Origin of the sequence: Pseudomonas sp. REB1044, assembly GCF_038813925.1 — a bacterium.
Lineage (GTDB): Bacteria > Pseudomonadota > Gammaproteobacteria > Pseudomonadales > Pseudomonadaceae > Aquipseudomonas > Aquipseudomonas boreofloridensis.
Map to the genome: position 1 here is coordinate 4,863,584 of NZ_CP046139.1, position 15,007 is coordinate 4,878,590.

Annotated in this window: 11 protein-coding genes and 2 pseudogenes; 2 read left to right on the forward strand and 11 right to left on the reverse strand. The window is 64.0% G+C overall.

What is annotated here, in order from left to right:
* Positions 1-8: 8 nt before the first annotated feature.
* The 4 genes and pseudogenes from GKC70_RS22025 to hutU all read right to left on the reverse strand — a co-directional run bounded on the left by GKC70_RS22025 (position 9) and on the right by hutU (position 4,455).
* Positions 9-839 (reverse strand): glycine betaine/L-proline ABC transporter ATP-binding protein, encoded by an 831-nt coding sequence (locus GKC70_RS22025; protein WP_295486565.1) that lies wholly within the window; start codon positions 837-839, stop codon positions 9-11.
* Complete coding sequence (locus GKC70_RS22030; RefSeq protein ID WP_029614635.1) at positions 836-1,687, reverse strand: proline/glycine betaine ABC transporter permease; 852 nt, start codon at positions 1,685-1,687, stop codon at positions 836-838. Before GKC70_RS22030 ends, GKC70_RS22025 begins: the two co-directional genes overlap by 4 nt.
* A 27-nt stretch (positions 1,688-1,714) precedes the next feature.
* Positions 1,715-2,682: pseudogene (locus GKC70_RS22035) on the reverse strand (ABC transporter substrate-binding protein).
* 93 nt (positions 2,683-2,775) lie between these two features.
* A complete protein-coding gene (gene hutU / locus GKC70_RS22040) occupies positions 2,776-4,455 on the reverse strand; it encodes a urocanate hydratase (RefSeq protein ID WP_342649925.1) in 1,680 nt (559 codons plus the stop codon).
* 505 nt (positions 4,456-4,960) lie between these two features.
* Here hutU and GKC70_RS22045 point away from each other — a divergent pair.
* Positions 4,961-6,208, forward strand: coding sequence for an IS256 family transposase (locus tag GKC70_RS22045; RefSeq protein WP_342648746.1), 1,248 nt, complete (start codon positions 4,961-4,963; stop codon positions 6,206-6,208).
* Between the two features lie 597 nt (positions 6,209-6,805).
* On the opposite strand, the pseudogene GKC70_RS22050 reads toward GKC70_RS22045, so the two are convergent.
* A pseudogene (locus tag GKC70_RS22050) lies at positions 6,806-7,379 on the reverse strand (HutD family protein).
* Positions 7,376-8,086: a histidine utilization repressor gene (hutC, locus tag GKC70_RS22055; RefSeq protein ID WP_342651564.1), complete on the reverse strand. Its 711-nt coding sequence runs from the start codon at positions 8,084-8,086 to the stop codon at positions 7,376-7,378. Before hutC ends, GKC70_RS22050 begins: the two are co-directional and overlap by 4 nt.
* Positions 8,087-8,227: 141 nt before the next feature.
* On the opposite strand from hutC, the gene GKC70_RS22060 reads away from it, so the two are divergent.
* A complete protein-coding gene (locus tag GKC70_RS22060; protein ID WP_342649926.1) occupies positions 8,228-9,592 on the forward strand; it encodes a formimidoylglutamate deiminase in 1,365 nt (454 codons plus the stop codon).
* 45 nt (positions 9,593-9,637) lie between these two features.
* On the opposite strand, the gene GKC70_RS22065 is transcribed toward GKC70_RS22060, so the two are convergent.
* From GKC70_RS22065 to GKC70_RS22085, 5 genes are all read right to left on the reverse strand, one after another.
* A complete protein-coding gene (locus GKC70_RS22065) occupies positions 9,638-10,210 on the reverse strand; it encodes a lipocalin family protein (RefSeq protein ID WP_039582690.1) in 573 nt (190 codons plus the stop codon).
* A complete protein-coding gene (gene bamE / locus GKC70_RS22070; RefSeq protein WP_342649927.1) occupies positions 10,207-10,461 on the reverse strand; it encodes an outer membrane protein assembly factor BamE in 255 nt (84 codons plus the stop codon). The genes GKC70_RS22065 and bamE overlap by 4 nt, the downstream gene beginning before the upstream one ends.
* Before the next feature lie 204 nt (positions 10,462-10,665).
* Positions 10,666-11,262 carry a DUF924 family protein gene (locus GKC70_RS22075; protein WP_029614710.1) on the reverse strand — a complete coding sequence of 199 codons (597 nt, stop codon included), beginning with the start codon at positions 11,260-11,262 and terminating at the stop codon, positions 10,666-10,668.
* A 3-nt stretch (positions 11,263-11,265) separates the two neighbouring features.
* Positions 11,266-12,276 carry a class 1 fructose-bisphosphatase gene (locus GKC70_RS22080; RefSeq protein ID WP_317870325.1) on the reverse strand — a complete coding sequence of 337 codons (1,011 nt, stop codon included), beginning with the start codon at positions 12,274-12,276 and terminating at the stop codon, positions 11,266-11,268.
* Between the two features lie 174 nt (positions 12,277-12,450).
* Positions 12,451-14,901, reverse strand: a complete 2,451-nt coding sequence (locus tag GKC70_RS22085) for a glycogen/starch/alpha-glucan phosphorylase (protein ID WP_342649928.1) — start codon at positions 14,899-14,901, stop codon at positions 12,451-12,453.
* Between the last annotated feature and the right edge of the window lie 106 nt (positions 14,902-15,007).

Sequence of the window (15,007 nt, forward strand, 5' to 3'; positions counted from 1 at the left end):
GGGGCTCCTCATACCGCGACGGCGCGGCGCTGGACGAAGCGGTCGACGTACTCGTCGGCCGGCGAGTGCAGGATTTCCTGCGGCGTGCCCACCTGGATCAGACGACCGTCCTTGAGGATGGCGATGCGGTTGCCGATGCGCACCGCCTCGTCCAGGTCGTGGGTGATGAACACGATGGTCTTGTGCAGGGTCTTCTGCAGCTCCAGCAGTTGGTCCTGCATCTCGGCACGGATCAGCGGGTCGAGGGCACTGAAGGCCTCGTCCATGAGGATGATGTCGGTGTCGGCCGCCAATGCCCGGGCCAGGCCCACACGCTGGCGCATGCCGCCGGAGAGTTGGTGCGGGTACTTCTTCTCGTAGCCCTTCAGGCCCACGGTCTCGATCCACTGCAAGGCACGGGCCTGGCAGGTCGCCTTGCTTTCGCCGCGCACCTTCAGCCCGTAGGCGACGTTGTCCAGCACGTTGCGGTGCGGCAGCAGGCCGAAGCTCTGGAACACCATGCTGATCTTGCGCCGACGGAAATCACGCAGGGCGTCCATGTCGTACTGCAGGATGTCCTGGCCATCGACCAGGATCTGCCCGCTGGTGGGATCGATCAAGCGGTTGAAGTGACGCACCAAGGTCGACTTGCCCGAGCCAGACAGGCCCATGATGACGAAGATCTCGCCGCTGCCGATCGACAGCGACAGGTCGTTGACCCCGACCACGCAGCCGGTCTGGCTCAGCACTTGCTCCTTGCTGCGCCCGTCGCGGATCAGTTGCAGCGCGTCGGCGGCACGCTCGCCGAAGATCTTGAAGACGTTCTTCACTTCGATCTTGCCGATCGGCTGGGCGCTCATGGGTTCACCTCGTGACGGGGCCGGCCATAGGCCTGGGTAATGCGGTCGATCACCACCGCGAGGATGACGATGGCCAGGCCCGCTTCCAGGCCGCGACCGACGTTGAGGGTCTGGATGCCCACCAGCACGTCTTCGCCCAGGCCTCGGGCGCCGATCATCGAGGCGATCACCACCATCGACAGAGCCATCATGGTGGTCTGGTTGATCCCGGCCATGATGCTCGGCAGCGCCAGCGGCAACTGCACGCCGAACAGCTGCTGCCAGCGATTGGCGCCGAAGGCGTTGATCGCCTCCATCACCTCCCGGTCGACCTGGCGGATGCCCAGGTCGGTGAGGCGGATCAACGGTGGCGCGGCGTAGATGACGGTGGCGAAGATCGCCGGCACCTTGCCCAGGCCGAACAGCATCAGCACCGGAATCAGGTACACGAAGCTGGGCATGGTCTGCATGATGTCCAGCAGCGGCATCAGCACCGCCCGCAGGCGGTTGCTGCGCGCCGAGAGAATGCCCAGCGGGATGCCGATCAACACCGAGATCAACGTGGCCACCAGCATCAGTGCCAGGGTCTGCATGAGCTTGTCCCACAGCCCGACCGCACCGACCAGGAACAGCAGGCCGACGATCACCAGCGTGGGCAGCAGACGCCGGGTGGCGTGCCAGGCGAGCACGCCAACCAGCGCCAGCATCAGCCACCAGGGCGTGGCACGCAGCAGGCCTTCGAGGTTGACGATGGCCCACAGCAGGGTGTCGGAGATGTGCCGGAACACATCGCCGTAGTGGGTCACCAACGCATCGACCCAGCCATTGACCCAGTCGGCGATGGAGAACGTGAGGTTGTCAGGAAACATAGGCTGCACTCATCAGGGTGAGGACGCTCACAGCGCCGCGTTGATCTTCTTGGCAGCGTCTTCGCTGACCCACGCCTGCCACACCTCAGGATGTTCCTTGAGGAAGATCTTCGCCAGTTTCGCCGACTCGATGCGCTCCTTGCTCATGCGGCCCAGGTTCTGGTTGAGCAGGTCGATGGGGATGTTGACCTTCTCCAGCACGCCGACCAATTCGGGGCCTGGTCGTGGAAGGCTTTCGACAGGCCGACCTTGATCGACACGGTCTTGTCCACGCCCGGTTTTTCCTCGAGCTTGACCAGGTCCACCTGGCCCATCAGCGGCGTGGGTGTCCAGTAGTAGAACAGGATCGGCTCACCGCGCTTGTAGCTCGACAGCGCGGCAGCATCGAGCGCAGGCCCGGTGCCGGGGCGGAAGTTGGTGTAGGTGTCTTGCAGGCCGTAGTCCTTGAGCATCTGGGTGTTGTCCAGCTCGCAGGTCCAGCCGGCCGGGCAGTTGTAGAAGCGGCCCTTGCTCGGTTCCTCAGGGTCTTTGAACACGCTGGCGTACTTACCCAGGTCGGCGACGCTCTTCAGGTCAGGCGCCTTGGCCTCGAGCTTGCGCTTGGCATCGCCCTCGATCACGTAGCGCGGCACGTACCAGCCCTCGACCGCCCCGACCACCGGGGCGCCGACGCCCACCACCTTGCCGGCCGCCTCGGCCTTCTTCCACACCTCGCTGCGTCCGACCCATTCTTCGGCGAACACCTGGATGTCGTTGCTGCCCAGGGCGTTCTCCATGGTGATGGAGTTGCCCGGCAGGCTGTCGGTCTTGCAGCCGTAGCCCTTTTCCAGCACGAACTGCATCAGGTCGGTCAGCAGCATGCCGCTTTCCCAGTTCAGCCCGGCGAACTTCAACGGTTTGCCGGACTCGCACCAGGTCGCGGCCTGCGTGGCTCCGGCGGTGCCGAGCAGACCAACGGCGAACAGCGAAGCAAGCAAGGTCTTGTTGGTTTTCATTGCGTGACGCTCCCAAACTTTAGAAGTGGAATTCGGCAGTCCTTGCAAAGAAGTGGGATGGCCTGGGCTGCATGGCGCGCCCAGGCCCTCCGATCAACCCGTGATCATCGGCAGGTTCAATCCCTGCTCTTTGGCGCATTCGATAGCGATTTCATACCCGGCATCGGCGTGGCGCATGACCCCGGTGGCGGGGTCGTTGGTCAACACCCGAGCGATACGCGCAGCGGCTTCGTCGGTGCCGTCGCACACGATCACCACGCCTGAATGCTGGGAGAAGCCCATGCCCACGCCGCCGCCGTGGTGCAGCGAAACCCAGGTAGCGCCGCCTGCGGTGTTGAGCAGGGCGTTGAGCAGCGGCCAGTCGGACACGGCATCGGAGCCGTCCTGCATGGCTTCGGTCTCGCGGTTGGGGCTGGCCACGGAGCCGGAGTCCAGATGATCGCGGCCGATCACCACCGGCGCCGACAGCTCGCCGCTGCGCACCATTTCGTTGAACGCCAGGCCCAACTTGGCGCGCTGGCCCAGGCCGACCCAGCAGATGCGCGCCGGCAGGCCCTGGAAGGCGATGCGCTCGCGGGCCATGTCCAGCCAGCGGTGCAAGTGCTCGTCGTCGGGGATCAGTTCCTTGACCTTGGCGTCGGTCTTGTAGATGTCCTGCGCGTCGCCGGACAGCGCCGCCCAGCGGAACGGACCGATGCCGCGGCAGAACAGCGGACGGATGTAGGCCGGCACGAAGCCTGGGAAGTCGAAGGCGTTGCTCACACCCTCCTCCTGGGCCATCTGGCGGATGTTGTTGCCGTAGTCGAAGGTCGGCACGCCGGCCTTCTGGAAGTCGAGCATGGCCTGCACGTGCACGGCCATCGAGCGTTTGGCGGCCTTGACGGTGCCGGCGGGATCGCGCTTGGCCTGCTCGCGGTACTGCTCCCAGGTCCAGCCGCTGGGCAGGTAACCGTTGAGCGGGTCGTGGGCGCTGGTCTGGTCGGTGACCATGTCCGGGCGCACGCCTCGCTTGACCAGTTCGGGGAGGATGTCGGCAGCGTTGCCGTGCAGGGCGATGGAGATGGCCTTGCCTTCGGCGGTGTAGCGGGCGATGCGCGCCAGGGCGTCGTCCAGGTCGCTGGCCTGTTCGTCGACGTAGCGGGTGCGCAGGCGGAAGTCGATGCTGGTCTGCTGGCACTCGATGTTCAGCGAGCAGGCGCCGGCCAGGGTGGCGGCCAGCGGCTGGGCCCCGCCCATGCCGCCCAGGCCGGCGGTGAGCACCCACTTGCCGGTGAGGTTACCCTGATAGTGCTGGCGACCGGCCTCGACGAAGGTTTCATAGGTGCCTTGGACGATGCCTTGGCTGCCGATGTAGATCCAGCTGCCGGCGGTCATCTGGCCGTACATGGCCAGGCCCTTGGCGTCGAGTTCGTTGAAGTGTTCCCAGTTGGCCCAGTGTGGCACCAGGTTGGAGTTGGCGATCAGTACCCGTGGTGCGTCGCGGTGAGTCTTGAACACGCCGACGGGTTTGCCGGATTGCACCAGGAGGGTTTCGTCGTCGTTCAGGGCCTTGAGGCTGGACACGATCTTGTCGTAGCACTCCCAATTGCGCGCCGCGCGGCCGATACCGCCGTACACCACCAATTCCTTGGGGTTCTCGGCCACTTCGGGGTCGAGGTTGTTCATCAGCATGCGCAGGGGGGCTTCGGTCAGCCAGCTTTTGGCGTTCAGCTGGGTGCCACGGGGGGCACGGATCTCGACGTCACGGAAGGTGGTGGGCTTTTGGTCAGTCACGAACAATGCTCCTTGAGCGATCTGGGCGAACCCGATGAGAGTGGCGGGCCGGGGTGTCACTGTTGCGCTGGGGGACAGCCAGTCCACTGTGGCGCGCTTGGCTTTACTTGTACATACAAGCATATGCAATTGGATTGCCAAGTTTTTTTGGGGGGGTGGGTGGGGTGGCTGGGGGCCTTGTGGTTGGCGGGGTGATGAGGGTTTTGGGGTGGGGTTGTCGGGCGGGGGGATGTTTGGCGGATTTGCGCTATTTCGGGGCGATTGGTAACAGTGTGGGCTGTTGGGGGGCGTTACGGGTAACTAGAGGGCTCGGGTTTTTTTGGGGGGATTATGGGCGCGGGGCTTGTGGATTTTTGTTGCAACTCTTTGATTTATGGTGGGTTTTAGTCACCTTTTCGCCTTTACGGCGACCCCCTTTTTTTCTTGGAAAAAAGGGGGGCAAAAACCGCTTGCGGGTATGTCAGAAATTTTGTGTTCGGGCATAACATGAGCAAGAGGTGCATGTATGCCAACCAAGAAGAAACCCCTGCGTGACCTACCAAAAATCCCCAAGGAGCTGCTCGAGCAGTTCGGTGAGGGCCTGATGACTGCGGAGGCTATCGAAGATGCCTCTGCGGCATTCAAGAAGGCGTTGATCGAACGGGCCTTGAACGCCGAGCTCAGTCACCACCTGGGGTATCTGCCGGGCGCGCAGCGCCCAGAGGATGAAACCAATCAGCGCAATGGCAGGACTGGCAAGACGGTTCTGACTGGAGAGGGGCCGCTGCGGCTGGATATCCCCCGTGATCGAGACGGTAGTTTTGCGCCCATCCTGATTCCCAAGCACGAGCGCCGTTATACCGGTTTCGATGACAAGATCATCGCCATGTATGCCCGAGGCATGACCGTTCGGGAAATTCGCGCATTCCTCTCCGAGCAGTATGGAACGGATGTTTCGCATGACTTCATCAGTTCGGTCACGGCCGAGGTGATGGAGGAAATCGGCGCGTGGCAACAGCGGCCGCTGGAGCCGATGTACCCGGTCATTTTCTTTGATGCACTACGAGTCAAGATTCGCGAAGAAGGCCTTGTGCGCAACAAAGCGATTTACTTGGCGCTGGGCGTTCTACCCGATGGGACGCGCGATATTCTCGGGATCTGGATCGAAAATACCGAAGGTGCGAAGTTCTGGATGAAGGTCTTCAATGACCTCAAGACGCGCGGCGTTGAGGATGTGCTGATCGCCGTCACCGACGGCCTCAAAGGGATGCCAGAGGCGCTAAGCGCCGTGTTTCCGGCCACCACGCTGCAAACATGCATCGTCCACTTGATCCGCAACAGTCTCGATTATGCAGCGTGGGATAAGCGTCGTGATCTGGCCAAAGCGCTCAAGCCGATCTATCAGGCCATCAACGCCGAGGCGGCTGAGCAGGCACTGGATGCCTTTGAAAACGGCCCTTGGGGCAAACAGTACCCAACGGTAGTTGCGGCATGGAGAAGAGCCTGGGATCGAGTGATTCCATTCTTTGTCTTCCCGTCAGGCATTCGAAAAGTGATCTATACGACCAACGCGATCGAAAGCATCAACGCCCAGCTACGCAAGATCATCAAAACGCGTGGTCACTTCCCAACGGATGAGGCCGCCACCAAGCTGATCTGGCTGGGGCTGCGGAACATCACGGCAAACTGGGGCTCAGCGGCCCATGACTGGAAAAATGCGATGAATCAATTCGCGATGCTGTACGGAGATCGATTTATCAGGCCGACCTGGTAAAAGCATGGCCAGCCTGACGGCAGGCCGTTATCGGCCCGCACACAAAAAATCTGACACTCTCCCGCTTGCTCCCGCATACGGCCCCTGCGCTGCGCGCAGGGGTTCCCTCGCGCCGGCGTCCTGAGGTCGCGATGGGCGGTGTTTGAACTACCGCGCACTAAGATCAAGATCAAGATCAACGGCAACGGCAACGGCAACGGCAACGGCAACGGCAACGGCAACTACCCTGACACCGGGGGCGCTCGGATAAATCTGCCCCACCGCCCTGCTTCTAAGCGCGCGCCAGTTCAGACGCCGCCCATCGCGACCTCAGGAGGCCGAGCAGAGGTGGCACGGAGGGGGTTGACGGGCATGGATGCCCGTCAAGCGCTTGGGGCCATGGATGGCCCTAAGCGCGGTACCCCCGGAGTGCCACCGGCGCGAGGGAACCCCGCAGCGCAGCGAAGGGGCCGGATGCGGGAGCAAGCGGTTTTGCCCCCCTTTTTCCAAGAAAAAAGGGGGTCGCCGTAAGGGCGAAAAGGTGAATCAGCCTCACCCAATCCACCGGATAAGCCCACCCAAAAAGCAGCCCCCAAAACCCAAACCCCCAACAGCCAATCACCCCCCAACCCGAGTCAACTCAACAACACAACAAACCCCAGAAACCTCAACCCCCACCCCCCCTCACGACCACTCACCAGCAAACAGTCATAACCCCCAACAAAACCCCACCCCCATCAACCTCAACCCCCACCTCCCCGCCCCCGGCAAACACCACCACCGTCCCAGCATCACTAAAGAACCGCGCCCGCCCCTCAAACCACTGCAACCGAGCCCTATAAAGATCAGGCGCATAAATGAGGTTGAAATCCCGAATCCCCCCACCAGGCAACGTACAAGCCACCTCACTGTCCCCCTTGAAGGCAAAGGCATCGAACACCCGCAACAACCGGCTCCGCTGCCCATCCACCGTCAAGTACATACCCTCACCCTGCAACACACTGATGATCCGCTGATACCCCGCAAACCGTGAAAAGCCCCCGGAAGACTCGATATCGGCAATCGACAACCGCCAGCCAAAGCCCTCGAGCCCCTCCCCCGCATCGCGGGCAATTTCTTCAGTGGAGCCACCCCCGTTCTTCCAGGGCATGCGCGGATAATCGCGGGCACGCAACACACGGACCCCGCTCATTTGCTGAACCGTCCTTCCAGGCGATGGCGCGAGCCAGGGTGAATCAGCCGCGCCGCGGTGACCGGCTGGCGCCCCGACCACGTACGTCGACGAATGAGCAAGCAAGGTTCACCACGCTCGATCTGCAACAACTGGCATTCGTCCGGCTCAGCCAGGATCGCCTCGACCACATGCTCGCCCTCGGTCAAAGGCGCCACGTGCGACAAATAGGCGTAGGGCGTCTGCCGGGTGAAGTCCTGCTCCAGGTAACCCGGCGCGATGGCGGCGTTGACGTAGCGGTCTTCGATCTGCACCGGCACGTCGTTTTCGAAGTGCACGATCAGCGAATGAAACACCCGCTGGCCTTCGCGCATGTCCAGCGCCAGGGCGCGTTCGGAGCCGGCCGCTTCCTCGGCGAGGACGATCACCTGGCAGCGGTGCCGATGCCCGCGACTGGCGATCTCATCGGCGATGTTGTTGACTTCGAACAGCGCCGAGCGGGTCTTGGGCTCGGCGACGAAGGTGCCGACACCCTGCATGCGCACCAGCAGCCCGTCGGCAGTGAGTTCGCGCAGGGCGCGGTTGATGGTCATGCGGCTGAAGCCCAACTGGCTGACCAGCTCGCTCTCCGACGGCACGCGGTGATGCGGCGGCCAACTGCCGGTTTCGATCTGCTGGACGATCATCTGCTTGACCCGGGCATACAGCGGCGCCGGCCCTTCGCCCATCTGGGCCACCAGCGCGGAGACAGAGGGTGTCGGCACGGTCGTGCATCCTTGTGCAAAGTGAGTGGCGGTAGCTTGCCGCAGTTTACCCGGCAGGCAAACGTCTGTATATGTATATACAAATAACCACAGGGTGACCGACCGATGTCCGCCTATTTCGCCGAACGTGCCCTGCTGCCTTCGGGCTGGGCCAGCAACGTGCGCCTGGAAGTCTGCGCCAACGGACAGATCCAACGCCTGGACTGCGACGCCAGTGCCGAAGGTGCCGAGCGCCTCGCCGGCCCGCTGCTGCCGGGCATGCCCAACCTGCATTCGCACGCCTTCCAGCGCGCCATGGCAGGCCTGGCCGAAGTGGTCGGCAACCCCAATGACAGCTTCTGGACCTGGCGCGACCTGATGTACCGCCTGGTCGGCCTGATCACCCCCGACCAGTTGCAGGTCATCGCCCGCCAGCTCTACATCGAGATGCTCAAGGCCGGCTACACCTCGGTGGCCGAGTTCCACTACGTGCACCATGACGCCGCCGGCCAGCCGTACGCCGACCCCACCGAGCTGTCACGCCAGGTCAGCGCTGCCGCCAGCGCCAGCGGTATCGGCCTCACCCTGCTGCCGGTGCTCTACAGCCATTCCGGCTTTGGCGGGCAGGCTCCGAACGACGGCCAGCGCCGCTTCATCAATTCCACCGAACAGTACCTGCGCCTGCAGCAGCAACTCGCGCCGCTCGTGGCCGCACACCCTGCGCAACATCTGGGGCTGTGCTTCCACTCGCTGCGCGCGGTCACCCCACGGCAGATCGCCGAGGTGCTGCAGGCCAGCGATGCCACCTGCCCGGTGCATATCCATATCGCCGAGCAACAGAAGGAAGTCGACGACTGCCTGAGCTGGAGCGGGCGCCGCCCTTTGCAGTGGCTGTATGAGCACGTCCCGGTGGATCAGCGCTGGTGCCTGGTCCACGCCACCCATGCCGAAGCCGACGAGGTCAGCGCCATGGCGCGCAGCGGCGCGGTGGCCGGGCTGTGCCTGACCACTGAGGCCAACTTGGGCGACGGCCTGTTTCCGGCCGTGGCGTTCCTCGCCCAGGGCGGACGCCTGGGCATCGGCTCGGACAGCCATGTTTCGCTCAGCGTGGTCGAGGAACTGCGCTGGCTGGAGTACGGCCAGCGCCTGCGCGACCAGCGCCGCAACCGCTTGTACCGCAGCGACCAGCCGATGGTCGGCCGCACGCTGTTCGACGCGGCCGTGGCCGGCGGCGCGCAGGCTCTGGGGCAAAACGTCGGCGAACTGGCGGTCGGCAAGCGCGCCGACTGGTTGGTGCTCGACGGTCAGGATCCGTACATCGCCACCTCGCAGGGCGACGCCGTGCTCAACCGCTGGCTGTTCGCCGGCAGCGACCGGCAGGTGCGCGACGTGATGGTCAACGGACGGTGGGTGGTGAGACAGGGGCGCCATGCCCTGGAAGACGACAGTGCCCAGGCGTTCGCGCAGGTGTTGCGCGCATTACTGGGTTGAGTGAAGCGCGGCCACTTTAGTAGAGGGCCGCGCGGTTCGCACCGATCAGTGCCGGGCGACGATCTGCTTGTCCGACACACGCCAGACCAGCCGACTGGTGTCATAGCCCTGCTGGCGCGCCTTGGACAGCAAGTGCTCGCGCTGCCAGGCCGGCAGGCTCGGGGTCCGCGACAAGATCCACAGATAGCGACGGTTCGGACTGCCGACGATTGCCGTCTGGTAGTGCTCGTCCACATACAGAATCCAGTAGTCGGCGCGGGTCAGGCCCGGCACCAGGCGGCTGAACCAATTGTCGAACTCCACCCACAGCTTGTCGGTGTGCCCCGGCTCTTCAATGCCCGCATGGCCCTCGGCGCGCAGCCACTCGTCACCCTCGGTGCGGCAGCGATTGAGCACGCCCAGGCTGCCATCGGGCTTGAGGTTGTAGTGGGCTTCGGACTGCGCGCAGTCCTGCTGGAAGCGCATTGGCAAGCGCGCCAGTTCGTACCATTTGCCCTGATAGCGCTTGAGGTCGACGTGGCCGGCGGTCTTGGGCGCCAGCGGATCAACCGACGAACTCGCACAGCCGCCCAGCGCCAGCGCCAAACCCAGCGCCAGCAGCACAGGCCAGCGCTTCATTTGAGGCCCTGCCCGGAGTACATCAACACTTTGTCGGCGGCGTACTGAACGCTGATGAAGCTGCTCTCGTCGCCCCAGGTACAACTGCTCATACCCAGCGCACCGGAGCATTCCTTCGGCGTACCGAGCAACTGCTCGACCTCGGCCTTGGTCATGCCGGCCTTGAGCTTGGCGTAGTTTTCCTGGTTGATCTTGCTGCACGCGGTCAGCACGACCATCAACGACAGCAGGGCGATAGAACGCAACGACATGAGGGGCTCTCCTGGAGATGAATGCAACAGGCGAGACGGCCTGCAGAGCCCTTAGAAGCGAAAATGCCTCCCCGGTTCCCTGACAAGCCTGCTTTCGTATCAGACCGTTCGTCGGCACACGCCCACCACGACGCACCGCGTGTAAGCGCAGTGCGTCAAGGGCGATGCAAGGGGAAAACGGAGCCCGGAAGCGGGCCCGTCAACTCAGAACCGGGAGCCCGGTTCGAGCAGGAAATCCATCTCTTCGCTGGTGCTGGGACGATCGAGCACCAGGTTGCGATGGGGGAAGCGACCGAAGCGCTCGATCACTCGCTGGTGCTGCTCGGCGTAGTCGAGGAAGCCTTCGAACAAACGACGGTTGGCCTCGGGCTGTTCGTCCAGCAGCGCGCGGTAGCGCTCCACGCTCAGGTTCTGCCAGTCCAGCACCTCGGCGTGCTCCAGCACCAGCAGCACGAACACCCGTTGGATCGGCAGCAACTGGTAATCCCAGCCCTTTTGCAGACCCTGCATGGCCACCACCTGCGCACGCCGGTCGCCTTCGAAGGCGCGCGGCGTGTCGCGATAGATCATGCGCGGGAGCTGGTCGAGCAGCAGCAACAGCCCCAGCCAGCCTTGCGGGCTCTGCTGCCAGTCCTCGAGCCCACCGGCCAGGGCCTGCTCGACCTGATCACCGAACAGCGCCTGGGCGTCGGCGTCATGGTGCTTGCCGAACCACAGCGTGCTCTTCTCGTCAGCCACGGCCTGGGCACTGCTGCCCCAACCGAACCACCACTCCAGCAACGGCTGCCAAGGTGCGAGCATGTCTTACTCCTTGTGATAGGCGGTGACGCGCTCGACCTCTTGCTTCGAGCCGAGGATGACCGACACGCGCTGGTGCAGGCTCTCCGGCTTGATGTCGAGGATGCGCTCGTAACCGTTGGTCGATGCGCCACCGGCCTGCTCGATGATGAAGGACATCGGGTTGGCTTCGTACATCAGGCGCAGCTTGCCCGGCTTGCTCGGCTCGCGAGCGTCGCGCGGGTACATGAACAGGCCGCCACGGGTGAGGATGCGGTGCACGTCCGCCACCATCGAAGCGATCCAGCGCATGTTGTAGTTCTTCTGCAGCGGACCGGTCTCACCGGCCAGCAGCTCGTCGACGTAGCGCTTGACCGGGGCTTCCCAGTGACGCTGGTTGGACATGTTGATGGCGAACTCGGCGGTGGTTTCCGGCACGCAGATGTTTTCGTGGGTGAGCACGAAGCTGCCCAGCTCGCGGTCCAGGGTGAAGCCCTTGACGCCGCTGCCCAGGGTGAGGATCAGCATGGTCTGCGGGCCGTAGATGGCATAACCGGCGGCGACCTGCTCGGTGCCTGGCTGCAGGAAGGCGTTCTCGTTCAGGGTTTCGTTCTGGCTCAGGTACTCGTTCGGGCAGCGCAGTACCGAGAAGATGGTGCCGACCGAGACGTTGACGTCGATGTTCGACGAACCGTCCAGCGGGTCGAAGACCAGCAGATAGGCGCCTTTGGGATAACGGCCCGGAATCTGGTAGGCGTTGTCCATTTCCTCGGACGCCATGCCGGCCAGGTGGCCGCCCCACTCGTTGGCCTCCAGCAGGATGTCGTTGGAAATGACGTCGAGTTTCTTCTGCACTTCGCCTTGCACGTTTTCGGTGCCCATGCTGCCCAGCACGCCACCCAGGGCGCCTTTGGACACGTGGTGGCTGATTTCCTTGCACGCGCGCGCCACCACTTCGATCAGGAAGCGCAGATCGGCAGGAGTGTTGTTGCTGCGGGTCTGCTCAATCAGATAGCGACTCAGGGTAACGCGGGACATGTATGGCTCCGAAAAGGAAGAGGGGGTAAAAACCCTCGCAGTTTACAGGGAGAGCTGCGCCCTAGCGAGCGTCGAGGTGGGGCTGGGCAGTGAGACGACGAATAAGGTCGGGAGTTCAGCCGTGCCGGTGATCCTGCTGGCCGACAGATGCAGGTTCACTGGCGCGGCCTGAGCTCAATCCAAGGCCTTCCAGATATCGGTCGCGTACTCGCGAATGGTCCGGTCCGAGGAGAACCAGCCCATCCGCGCGGTGTTGAGCACTGCCATGCGCCACCAGTCCTGCGGCGCGTGCCACAGCTCCTCGACACGCCGCTGGGCATCCCAGTAGGCGTCGAAGTCGGCGCAGACCAGGAAGCGGTCGTAGGCAATCAGACCGTCGATCAGCCCGGCGTAGCGCCCCGGATCGTCCGGCGAGAACACCCCGCTGCGAATGGCCTGCAACACATCGCCCAGGCGCCCGGAGGCGTCGATCGCCGCCGTGGCGCCGAAGTCGCCGGCGCGCTTGCGCGCTTCCACCTGCTGCGCGGTCAGGCCGAAGATGAACATGTTCTCCGCGCCCAACTGTTCGCACATCTCGACGTTGGCGCCATCGAGCGTGCCGATGGTCAGCGCGCCATTGAGGGCGAACTTCATGTTGCTGGTGCCGGACGCCTCGTAGCCGGCCGTGGAGATCTGCTCGGAGAGGTCCGCCGCCGGAATGATGCTCTCGGCCAGGCTGACGTTGTAGTTGGGCAGGAACACCACCTTGAGCAGGCCGCGCACGGTCGGGTCGTTGTTGACCACCCGGGCGATGTCGTTGGTCAGCTTGATGATCAGCTTGGCCTGGTGGTAACTGGCCGCCGCTTTGCCGGCGAAGATCTTCACCCGCGGCGCCCACTGGGTGCCGGGATCGTTGCGCATGGCCTGGTACAGCGCCACGGTGTGCAGCAGGTTGAGCAACTGGCGCTTGTACTCGTGGATGCGCTTGACCTGCACATCGAACAGCGCCTCGGGATTGACCGTGACGCCGACGCGGTCCTGGATGATGCTGGCCAGGGCGCGCTTGCTGTGCAGGCGCTGGGCCGCGAACTGTTTACGGAAGGTGTTCTTCTCGGCGAACGGCTCCAGCGCCTTGAGCCCGCCTTGCGGGTCGTCCAGCAGCCCGGCGCCCAGCGCCTCGACCAGCATGGCCGTGAGCGGCGGGTTGGCCTGGTACAGCCAGCGGCGGAAGGTGATGCCGTTGGTCTTGTTGTTGATGCGCTGCGGGTAGAGCTTGTGCAACTCGGCGAACACCGTGCTCTTCATCAATTGGCTGTGCAGCGCCGACACCCCGTTGACGCTGTGCGAACCGAGGAACGCCAGGTTGCCCATGCGCACGCGCCGGCCGTTGTCTTCCTCGATCAGCGACACCGCGCGCAGCACGTCGAAGTCATGCTGCCCTTTGGCGCGCAGCGCATCGATGTGGTACGCGTTGATCAGGTAGATGATCTGCATGTGCCGCGGCAGCATGCGCTCCATCAGCGCCACCGGCCAGGTCTCCAGCGCCTCGGGCAGCAGCGTGTGGTTGGTGTAGGCCAAGGTGCCGACGGTCAGCTCCCAGGCGGTGTCCCAGGGGATCTCGTGCTGGTCCACCAGCAGGCGCATCAGCTCGGCCACGGCGATCGACGGGTGCGTGTCGTTGAGCTGGATCGCGGCCGCATCCGGCAGGTTGAGCAGGTTCTGGTGCATGTTCAGGTGACGGCGCAGCAGATCCTGCAGCGAGGCGGAGACGAAGAAGTACTCCTGGCGCAAGCGCAGTTCCTGCCCCGCTTCGGTGCTGTCGGCCGGGTACAGCACCCGCGAGATGCTCTCGGCGCGGGCCACCTCGGCCACCGCGCCCAGGTGGTCGCCGGCGTTGAAGCGCTCCAGGTGCAGCTCTTCCAGCGCCCGGGCCCGCCACAGGCGCAGGGTGTTGACGCTGGAGCCGCGCCAGCCCACCACCGGCGTGTCGTAGGCCACCGCGCGCACGGTCTCGCCCGGCGTCCACACCTGACGCGCCACGCCGTGGGCGTCATGCAGGGTCTCGACGCTGCCGCCGAAACTGATCGGGTAGATCACCTCGGCGCGCTCGAACTCCCAGGGGTTGCCGAAATCCAGCCAGTTCTCGGTCTGCTCCTGCTGCCAGCCATCGACGATGGCCTGGCGGAACAACCCGTGCTCGTAGCGGATGCCATAGCCATGGGCAGCGATGCCGAGGGTCGACATGCTCTCCATGAAGCAGGCGGCCAGCCGCCCCAGGCCACCGTTGCCCAGCGCCGCGTCGGGCTCCAGCAAACGGATACGCTCCAGGTCCACGTCCAGGCCTTCCAGGGCTTGGCGAGCGATCTCCAGATAGCCCAGGTTGCTCAGGCTGTCGTACAGCAGGCGACCGATGAGAAACTCCAAGGAGAGGTAGTAGACCCGCTTCTGGCTGCGCCGGTAAGCCTGGCGCGTGTGATCCATCCAGTGATCGACCATGTGATCGCGTGCAGCCAGGGCAATGGCTTCGAACCAGTCGTGGTCGAAGGCGTGTTCCGGATCCTTGCCGACCGCGTAGGTCAGTTTGTCCAGTACAGCGGTGCGAAAAGCAGCCACCTCGGCGTCACGCGCTTTGGGTTCCTGAGACATCGGGCATCCTCGGGCAAGTTGACGAATACGCAAGGGAGAGTGATGAGACTAGACCCTTCGACAGGGCGTTGACATGACGGTTCGCAGTTTTCATGCCTAGCCGGGG